Source organism: Methanobrevibacter sp. (assembly GCF_045541095.1).
In the GTDB taxonomy this organism is placed as follows: domain Archaea; phylum Methanobacteriota; class Methanobacteria; order Methanobacteriales; family Methanobacteriaceae; genus Methanocatella.
On sequence record NZ_JAZQIJ010000207.1, the window covers coordinates 1 to 10,848 of the forward strand.

Below are 10,848 nucleotides of genomic sequence, written 5' to 3' on the forward strand. Positions count from 1 at the left end.
CAAGTTTAAAAAAGCAAAACATTAACATTTTTGTCTGAACCCATGGGACGAGGGAGATAGCCTAGGATAATATCAAATAACCAACGATATATAATAAAAAACCTAGGAATCCTCAACTTCAATAAGTTGAGGTAGTTCAAAGACAGATGCATCAAGTTTCAATTCCATTGTAGGAATAGTAACTTCTTTACCTGTCATTTGATGTGTTTCTGGATTACGCTCGATTTTAAACGTATTACTGTTGTCGCCTTGTGACCAAGTCAAATTATTAAGGATTAATTTTCCATCCTCAAATACCTTGTTTTGCATATCATTGCAGTATGAAGTGATATACTTTGCTCTGGAAGCACTATCATTCATTTTTGCAGCATTTGCGATTACCTGACTCATTCCATCGAACATGTTGCTTTCTGCATTTTTCCAATATTCCTGTACAGGTTTACCATAACTTTTGTAGTTGTCTGGCCCAACACAGCGAGTACAAATGTCTTTAAAGAGATAATAAGCATATTTATCCGTGTCAAATTTGTTACCATCGCCTGCAGGTTGGTCAGCTCCGTAAGCATCACTAATATTTATGCAATCATTTGAAACCGGTATGAACACTCCGTAAACAGGTGGTCCGGAACTGATCCAATTAATACATGCCATTTCAGCAGGAAGATTTGAAAATATCTGTACCACATGTGCACTCATTGTTGTATCTGATCCGATAACTCTCATATCCTTTCTACCAGTCTCATCTGGAGAATATTTTGTTCCTTCATACCTGTTACGCATAAGCTGACAGACATCCTCTGCTGAAACCTTCTTATCCGGTTCAAAACAAAGAGGATAGGTAGTGTTCGGATTGTAGTCTGCAGAGAACTTTGAAGGAGACAGAATTTGGTGTCCAATCCAAGTCCTCATATGAGAGTAGTTTGTAATAGTTTCATTTCCAGAATATGTATCAAGCAGATTAATCTCATTATTTTTACCGTGCACTGCAAAACCTTTTTGTTCAGCAAGACTAAATAAATCTTTAGATGTGATATTATCTTCATAGTCAGATAAGTACTCCAGTGAATACTCATTACCGAAAACTGAGACTTTATCAGACGGCAATTTCACTGCAACATACTGATGTCCAGTATACATCTCAACATACCATATTTCTTTTTGATCGGCAATGAAAGCAATATTGGACTCACTACTGCCGTACTTGTCAATAATTCCTAAAAGAACTTCTACACCCTCCCTAGCAGATTTACTCTGACAGATAACAAGGTCTGTAGCAGCATCTTCACATATTCCGTTTTTCACTAATGGGTCTGCTTCCAATGCAGCTTTGTTTGGAAATGCAGTAACCGACATGGACATGGACACACCGTATTCATTAGAGCATACAGCCGCATCCTGAAGCAAATCATTAGATGTTCGTGTACTATTCATGTAGGGTGTCGCAGTGTATTTATACGTGGTTGCCGGAATCTCTGTTTTTACACTTCCGTCTATACTTACAGGCATAGTCCGACCGGATTCGTTTTCAACCCTAGGAGTCACGGTTATTTGATTTGCTTTAACACCTTGATTGTCATTGGATCTGGCAAAAATTGTAGAACCGTCAGCACTAACATCTGAACCTACATATATCGCAGTACATGCTGCGCTGGCCTGCATACTGCATATAAGCAGCCCACAGAAAAATAAAACAATAAATTTTTTGGACATAAATTTTAAAACCAACTTAATTTTCCCCCAATATTTAAAAATCTCTAAAATAAGATTTAGTTAATTATATTTTTAACATTTGTAAATTAATAAATTACTGTTTTATTTATAAATTTCAAAAAAAATATTTTAATCATACACCAATTTAAATTTAATTTGAAAAATAATAAAACCTCCAACAAAAAAATGAACTCAAAGAAATATTACATTCTTGAATTAGTTTTAATCACATTTTGCTATAAAAATTATATTGATAATGCTAAAAACTTATATACTGTAACCAACATATATAGATAGCATAGTATAAATACTATATTTTCTACATGTTTTTAAATTATTATTTTGCCACATATTTAAGCAAGACAGATAGGGTACTGTAAAAATATTACTTATCAAATGCTCTCCCTCACTTGATTTAAATATCTAATCCATAATAAATTTAAACATATAATATTATTAGGAGGAAAAATTTTGGCTCAAGAACAACGAATGGGACTTGATTGGGAAGAGGATTTCCAAAGGTTGACTCCATCTGAGTTTTTCAGGAAGAACAAGCAGATGTTAGGGTTTACTGGAAAAATCCGTTCTTTAACAATTGTTTTCCACGAATTGATTACAAACAGTTTCGATGCATGTGAAGAGGCAGGAATCCTTCCTGACATTGACATTGAATTGAAACGTGTTGATAAAGAACACTACATTTTAAGACATAAAGATAACGGACCTGGAATTCCTGAAGATTATGTAATGCAGGTATACTGTATGATGTTTGCAGGATCCAAATTCAGAAACATCCAATCCAGAGGACAACAGGGTTTAGGATGTAGTGGTTGTGTGCTATTATCACAAATGACCACCGGTAAACCTGCCCGTGTAATTTCATGCTACAAAGACGGCGATGAAATTAAAGGAGTAAAAATGAAATTCCAGATGGATGTTAAAAACAACCGTGGAATTTTGATGGAAAGAGAAGATTATCCTGCTGAAAGTACTGGAGTATGCATTGAACTTCAATTTAAAGAAGTATCCTACTCAATGGCAGAACAAGGTGCTTTTGAATACATCAGAAGAACCATGATTGGAAACCCACACGCAAAAATCACATTCAGGGATCCATCCGGACACAAATATATCTTCAAAAGAGCAGCAGACGTTGTTCCAGTACAACCTAAAGAAGTATTACCGCATCCAAAAGGTGTGAGTGCTGACGATTTAATGACAATGGCACAGAATACCGACAGCAGAAGATACAAAAGTATGATGACATCCTCAATGTCAAGAATGTCAAACAAAAGGGTTGATGAAATCGCAGAAATCACCGGAATTGACATGAACAAACGTCCAAAAGCCATGACTTTCCAGGAAGCTGAAGCTATTGTACAATGCTTTAAGAAAATGAAATTTATGGCCCCTCCAACAGACGGACTTATACCAATCGGTTCAGAACAGGTAGAAAAAGGTATGAAACAGATTCTTAAGCCGGAATTTGTAGAAACCATCACAAGAAAACCAGTGACCTACGCTGGTGGTGTATCATTCATTATCGAAGCAGGTCTTGCATATGGTGGAAATGCCGGAAGAGTTGTCAATGAACAGAGAAAATCTGAAATCATGAGATTTGCAAACAGAGTTCCATTGACATTCGATGCAGGAAGCTGTGCAATTACAGAAGCTCTCAAAAGTATCGATTGGAAACGTTACGGACTAAGAGATATGGACAACACTCCACTAACATTATTCGTAAACATTATTTCAACACAGGTTCCTTACCTTTCAACAGGTAAGCAAAGTGTATCACCTGAACCTGAAATCGTTCATGAAATCAGACAGGCAACAATGAAATTGGCTCGTAAACTGCAAAAACACCTAAGAGCCAAAAAAGCAGCTAAAGAAAAAGAAAAACGTTCAAAAGTATTTGAAGAATACGTTCCAGTTATCATTGAAGAAGCTGCAAAACTCGGTGAAACAGGAGTTCCAGAATATCAGGAAGTGTTAGCAAAAGTTACCAAAAGGGCTCTTGCAGAGCTTCTTGGTGAGAAAGTGGAAGAAGAAGAGGAAGAAGAAGAACTTGATGCAATTATTATGGAAGAAATTGACGAGTTCGGACGTACCGTTGAACCAAAAGAATCTACATTAGACAGTTTTGTAGATAATGATGATGAAGATGAGGAATTGGAGGAATAGGTGATTAAATGGCTGACCCAAAACAAACACACAAAGAAGAAAGAAAACAATACACTCTTAACAAGTTAACAGGATTAGGTCAAGAAATCATTGAAAACATTGAACAGAATAAGGTTCCTAGTATCAAAGTCCCATCCAGAGGAACCGGAAACATCGTTTATGATGATGCGAAAAGATATTACGTATTAGGAGACAGATACGGAAGAAGATCATTAGGTAACGTAAAACAAATCAGAAAATTGGGCCAAATGGTTTATGTAGGTAATTTCTGTAAAGATTTAGTTGCAAGAGAAAAGACAGCTACCATCAGGGAGATGTATTACGTTTCAGAAGGTTGGGGAATCAGTTTTAAAACACAACAAGAATCAAACATTGTTGGAGAAGACCTTGAAGTAACTCTTGGTACCACCCGTGAAGAATTAGGATTAATGCCTGAAGAAGACGGAGCATCAGTTTACGGAGACATTACCCTATTTGACGAAGTAGAAGTCAATGCCTCAAAAATGGGAAAATCAGGTTACACAATCTCACCAACAATTGACCAAGTGGAATTCTTGGACCATAATGTAGACAAAGTACTGGCAGTGGAAACCATGGGAATGTTCCACAGGCTCGTTCAGGAAAATGCTCACAAAAGATTCAACACCCTGATTGTCGGGCTTAAAGGACAAGCCGCAAGGGCTACAAGAAGATTTCTTAAAAGAGTTAATGAAGAACTTAACCTTCCAGTCTACATCTGTAACGACGGAGACCCTTGGGGATTCCACATTGCACAGGTAATTATTTCCGGAAGTGCAAAATTAGCTCACGTTAACCATCAATTGGCAACTCCTGATGCAAAATTCATTGGAGTTACAGCATCTGATATCATCAACTATGATTTACCAACCGATAAACTAAAAGATGTTGACGTCATGAGATTAAAAGAGCTTTCAAAAGACCCAAGGTATAAAAATGATTTCTGGCAAACTGAAATCAAAAAGATGCTTAAAATAGGTAAGAAAGCAGAACAGCAATCTTTCTCAAAATATGGGCTTGAATACGTTGTAGATGAGTATTTCCCAGCAAAATTTGAAGAAATGGAAAATCAAGCATAGACTTGATATTTTCCTCCTTTTTTCTTTTTTTATTAAATTTTTAAACCACCGCACATACCAAAAATCCATTCTTTTAAAAAATTAAAAAAAAATAATTATTATTTCTTTACTCAAAAAAATTTCAACTTTTTTTTAAAAAATTGAGAAAAAAGTAATTTATATTTATACTTAAAAAACAAAGCTAAACATATATTAGTTTAGTGGATGATTTTATGAATTCTGAGAAGATTAAAAAATTAAAGGAATATTACGAAAAACAAATTATAAATTTTGATGAAACAACCTTAATCGCCCCAAATAAAAATGGAAAGAAGGAAGAAGGAATAACACGTAAAGTAACTCATGAACTTCCAAATAATACAACTGAATTTTGTGAAAACAATGAAATTGAAGAAAATGAATTGTTTTTAGCAAGCCTATTGTTAGCCTTGAACAAATTTAACTTTTCATGTGAAAACCTCATTTTCTATGATGAAAATATACCTTTTTCAGCAAAATATGAAAACAGATCCATAACTATCAAAGAATACATAAACTCAATCAAAAAAACATTAAAAGAAAATCAAAATCATCCTTATGAATCAATTAATGAACTACTTAATGAATACAACTTAAAACCAGAATTCTACTATTCATACAATAAAAATATTCCTTCAAATACCGATTACTCAAATTATTTGAATATCTCCCACTCCAATGAAAAAATTATATTTTCTTTGCTGTTCAACGGCAAATTATATACCAAAAAGTACATTGAAATATTCTTAGAAAGTATCGAAAAAATAATTAAACAAATCATCACAAGCGAAATAGATAAAATTAGCATCTCAGATATAGCAATTGAAAATGAAAATGAAAATATTGCTTTTAGTGAAATCCAAAATCCCATATTGCACAAACGCTTTGAAATGCAAGTAAAGGAAAAACCAAATGAGATTGCATTGGTTGCAAGCGACAAGACCTTAACCTATAATGAATTGAATGAAAAAAGTAATAGAATTGCAAATGCTCTGATTAAAAGAGGGGTTGAAACCGGAAATAATATTTTAGTAATGCTTAAAAGGGACAGCAACCTGATTGCATCAATCATAGGTATTCTAAAAGCAGGCTGTACTTTTATCCCAATAGATTTGGAGTATCCTCAAGAAAGAATTGATTATATCTATGAAAACAGTCAAGCAGACTACATAATAAGCAATGCCAACGAAGGAAACTCCATTGATGTGAATGAACTGTTAAAAGAAGAAGATACATCAAATCCAAATGTAAATGTCCATCCTGAAGATAATGCTTATATGATTTACACTTCAGGATCAACAGGTCTTCCAAAAGGAGTAGTAATCGGACATGAAAATGCATGTAACGAAGCGGAAGGAAACCCGAAATGCGAATACAACAGTATATTGAGCATTGCAACAATCGCATTTGATACATCACTTGAAGACATTCTAACTGGAATAACAAACGGAATAAAAATAATCTTTGCAAATGACAACGAAATCAAAAATATCATCGATTTAGTGCAACTCATAAAACAAAACAAACCTGAAGTGATGGAATTCACACCATCCAGATTATTATCATACCTCGAAGTTGAAGAATTCTGCAATGCAATTGACTGTGCAAAATGTATTGTAATGGGAGGAGAACAGTTCTCAGCCAAAGCGTTCACAGGAGTAAAACAATACACAAACGCAAAAGTATACAACAGTTACGGACCAACCGAAACCACAATCGCATCAAGCTACAAAGAAATACACGACCCTGAAAACATTACAATCGGAAAAGCACTCCAAAACTACATCACAGAAGTAAGAGACATAGACGGCAAACTCCTGCCACAGGGAGTGATGGGAGAGCTCTACATAGGAGGAACAGGAGTCGGAAAAGGATACTACAACATGCCCGAAAAAACCAAAGAAGTATTCCTCGAAATAAACAACATCCCATACTATAAAAGTGGAGACTACGCAATAGAAACAACCGACGGCGAAATAGACATAAAAGGAAGAATAGACAATCAAATAAAACTCAGAGGACTAAGAATAGAAATCGGAGAAATAGAAACAAACATCTCCAAATACCCGAACATCAAACAAAACGTCGTAGTCATAAAAGAAATAAACAACAACGACCACCTATGCGCATACTTCACCGCAGAACAACAAATCAACACAGACGACCTAAAAGAATTTCTTAAGGAAAGATTAACTAGATACATGGTTCCAACAGTATTCATGCAGATTGATGAAATGCCGCAAACACCAAACGGAAAAACAGACCTAAAGCAACTTCCGGAACCTGAACTTAAATTATCATATACATTGCCCGAAACAGAAACTGAACATAGACTGTTTGATATCGCATCCTCAATTTGTGAAACAACAGAATTCGGAATCAATGATGATTTGTATTCCCTCGGATTTTCATCATTGACCCTGATGAAGTTCAATGCAAGGATTTATGAGCAAATAGGAGCCAACTTAAACATCACGGCAATATTGAATGAACCGACAATTAAAAATATTGCAAAACAAATTGACAATACCCAAACAGATTCCACAAACCTCAAAAAATTAGTTGAATCATCAAAAGATAGAGTTTACTATCCTTTAACTTCCAACCAATTAGGAGTTTATTATGAATGCATTCAAAGCAGCGAAGAGGCACATTATAATCTCCCGTCCATCATAAGATTTGACTCTGATATTGATGCTGAAAAATTAAAGACATCCATTGTAAAAACAATTGAAGCATATCCGTATCTTAAGACTAGAATCATCAGCAAAAATGGAGAATTAATGCAAAAACGAGATGATTCAATAGCAATAGATGAGATTCCGATCATTGAAATTGATGAAATATCCCCAGAAGAAATTGAAAAGGAAAACGTAAAAACATTCCCTCTGGAAAACAGTCAGCTGTTTAGATTTAAAATTTATAAAACACCTGATGAAACTGTATTGTTTTCAGATTTTCACCACATCATAACAGATGGTGAATCTCTAGACAAGTTTTTCAAAAATATTGCAAATGCTTACCAGAATAAGGAAATTGAAAAGGAAAATATTGACGGATACCTCAACAGCCTCATAGAAAAAGAGTACGAATCCAGTGAAGAGTATGAAAAATCCAGAACATACTTCCAAAGCAAATTAACACAGGACGTGGAATCTACAATATTGACACCTGACCTGAATGGAAATGAAGAGGAAGGAAAACTAAAATCAATATCCAAAAACATCAAACCGGAACAAATAAGACAATTCTGTTCTGAAAAGGGAATTAGTCCAAATGTACTAATAATGGCAAGCACAATCTTAAACCTTAACAAATATACATTCAGCAACAAGACATTGATAACCACCATTTTCAACGGCAGAACAAATTCAAATTACTTCAATACCCAAGCATTTTTAGTAAAAACCTTGCCGATAATTTCAATCGATGAAAATAGATTCCTAACCATTAAAAGATTATTGGAAAATGTAGATGAGATCTGGAAAGAAACTATAAACCACAGCAATTATCCTTATACTGAAATTGCAGAGGAATTCCAATTAAAACCGGAATTTTTCTATTCCTACAACAATCTTGATGATGAAATACTGGAAATAAATAACAAAAATTATAGAGTAAACTACCTGGATACCATTGAAACAAATTATAAACTTACTTTTGACGTTAATGAAACAGAAAACGATCTTGAATTCCTGATTACATACAACGACCAACTGTACAGTGAAGAACATGTGGAGACATTCCTGGATTGTATTTTAAACATTTTAAATCAGTTCATTAGTGAAGATATAGAAAAATTAATGATTAAGGATATTGAATTAAATAAATCCAAAGTGATTCCGACATTAACACCTTTAGACACACCAATTTTACATGAACGCTTCGAAAAGCAGGTAGAAGAAAAACCAAATGAAACTGCATTGGTTGCAAGCGACATGACCCTAACCTATAATGAATTGAATGAAAAGAGTAATAGAATAGCAAATGCTCTGATTAAAAGAGGAGTTGAAGCCGGAAATAATATTTTAGTAATGCTTAAAAGGGACAGCAACCTGATTGCATCAATCATAGGAATTCTAAAGGCAGGCTGTGCATTTATTCCAATAGATTTGGAGTATCCTCAAGAAAGAATAGACTACATCTATGAAAACAGCCAAGCGGACTACATAATAAGTAATACCAACGAAGGCAACTCAATCGATGTTAATGAACTACTTAAAGAGGAAAATGCAGAAAATCCAAATATCAATGTTAATCCAAATGATACAGCTTATATGATTTATACCTCAGGGTCAACCGGAAAACCAAAAGGTGTGATGATCGGCCACGAAAACATATCTAACCAAGTTCAAAATCCTAAATCACAATATGAAAGCTTATTATGTCTTGCAACAATATCCTTCGACGTATCAGTTGATGACATTTTAACTTCACTTTCAAACGGTAGAAAACTGATACTTGCAAGCGATTCGCAAATCAAGAACATTCCTGAACTAATTGATTTGATCAATGAAACCAAACCGGAAGTTTCTGAAATTACACCTTCAAGATTAGCATCATATCTGGAAGTTGAAGAATTCTGCGAAGCTATTAAATGCATAAAATGCTTATTACTCGGAGGAGAACAATTTTCAGCAAAAGTATATGAAGAATTTAGAAAATACAGTGATGCCATAGTCTACAACAGTTACGGACCAACAGAAACAACAATCACATCAAACAACAAAGAAATTACAGACATAAACGACATCACCGTAGGTAAACCATTAGAAAACTATGTGACTGAAGTAAGAGATATCGACGGGAAATTACTGCCGCAGGGAGTGATGGGAGAGCTCTACATAGGAGGAACAGGAGTCGGAAAAGGATACTACAACATGCCCGAAAAAACCAAAGAAGTATTCCTCGAAATAAACAACATCCCATACTATAAAAGTGGAGACTACGCTATTGAAACACCAAACGGTGAAATAGATATAAAAGGAAGAATTGACGATCAAATCAAACTCAGAGGACTAAGAATAGAAATCGGAGAAATAGAAACAAACATCTCCAGATACCCGAACATCAAACAAAATGTCGTAGTCATAAAACAAATCAACAACAACGACCACCTGTGCGCATACTTCACCGCAGACCAACAAATCAACACAGACGACCTAAAAGACTTCCTGAAAGACAAGTTAACCAAATACATGATACCAACAGTATTCATGCAGATAGACGAGATGCCACAAACACCAAACGGAAAAACAGACCTCAAAAAACTACCAAAACCAATACTGAAACTGGAAAACGTAAAACCGGAAAACGAAACAGAAGAAAAACTATTTAAAATAACCTCTGAATTAATCGGAACTGATAAATTCGGTACTACAGATGATTTATACACAATAGGATACACATCACTGACATTGATGAAATTAAACTCATTAATTTATGAAAAAATGAATGTAAACCTAGATATTTCAGTGCTGTTTAATGCCCCAACCATCAAAAAACTATCAGAAGAGATAAATGCAAATGACAATGATGATACATACATTGATGAATTAATTGAAATGGCTGGAAAACTTGAATATTTCCCACTAACTGAAAATCAATTGGGAATCTACTATGAATGCATGCAGAGCCCTACTGAAATCAAATATACCATGCCTACAACTATAAGATTCGGAAAGGAAATAGATGTTGACAAATTAAAAGAATCACTCATTAAAGTAATCGAATCCCACCCATATATTAAAACAAGAATAATTACAACAGAAGACGGCACTCTCAAACAACACAGAAATGACAATATAAAACCTAACGAAATTGAAATAGTGAAAACATC

General features: G+C 34.5%; 4 protein-coding genes. 3 read left to right on the forward strand and 1 reads right to left on the reverse strand.

Going from position 1 to position 10,848, the window contains the following annotated elements; translation table 11 throughout:
- Positions 1-102: 102 nt before the first annotated feature.
- On the reverse strand, positions 103-1,725 hold the full coding sequence (locus tag ACKI2P_RS08845) for a C69 family dipeptidase (RefSeq protein WP_407376938.1): 1,623 nt from the start codon (positions 1,723-1,725) through the stop codon (positions 103-105).
- Between the two features lie 474 nt (positions 1,726-2,199).
- Between ACKI2P_RS08845 and top6B the strand changes: the two genes are divergently transcribed.
- The 3 genes from top6B to ACKI2P_RS08860 form a co-directional block, all read left to right on the forward strand.
- On the forward strand, positions 2,200-3,894 hold the full coding sequence (gene top6B / locus ACKI2P_RS08850) for a DNA topoisomerase VI subunit B (protein ID WP_407376944.1): 1,695 nt from the start codon (positions 2,200-2,202) through the stop codon (positions 3,892-3,894).
- An 8-nt stretch (positions 3,895-3,902) separates the two neighbouring features.
- Entirely contained in the window at positions 3,903-4,991 is a 1,089-nt protein-coding gene (locus ACKI2P_RS08855; RefSeq protein WP_407376940.1) for a DNA topoisomerase IV subunit A, read from the forward strand.
- Positions 4,992-5,203: 212 nt separating this feature from the next.
- On the forward strand, positions 5,204-10,848 hold a 5,645-nt coding region (locus ACKI2P_RS08860), incomplete at its 3' end, for an amino acid adenylation domain-containing protein (protein WP_407376942.1).

Bases quoted from the DNA above. Each gene is read 5' to 3' on its own strand.
- top6B (WP_407376944.1), top strand. From the start codon at position 2,200: ATGGGACTTGATTGGGAAGAGGATTTCCAAAGGTTGACTCCATCTGAG.
- ACKI2P_RS08855 (WP_407376940.1), top strand. From the start codon at position 3,903: ATGGCTGACCCAAAACAAACACACAAAGAAGAAAGAAAACAATACACT.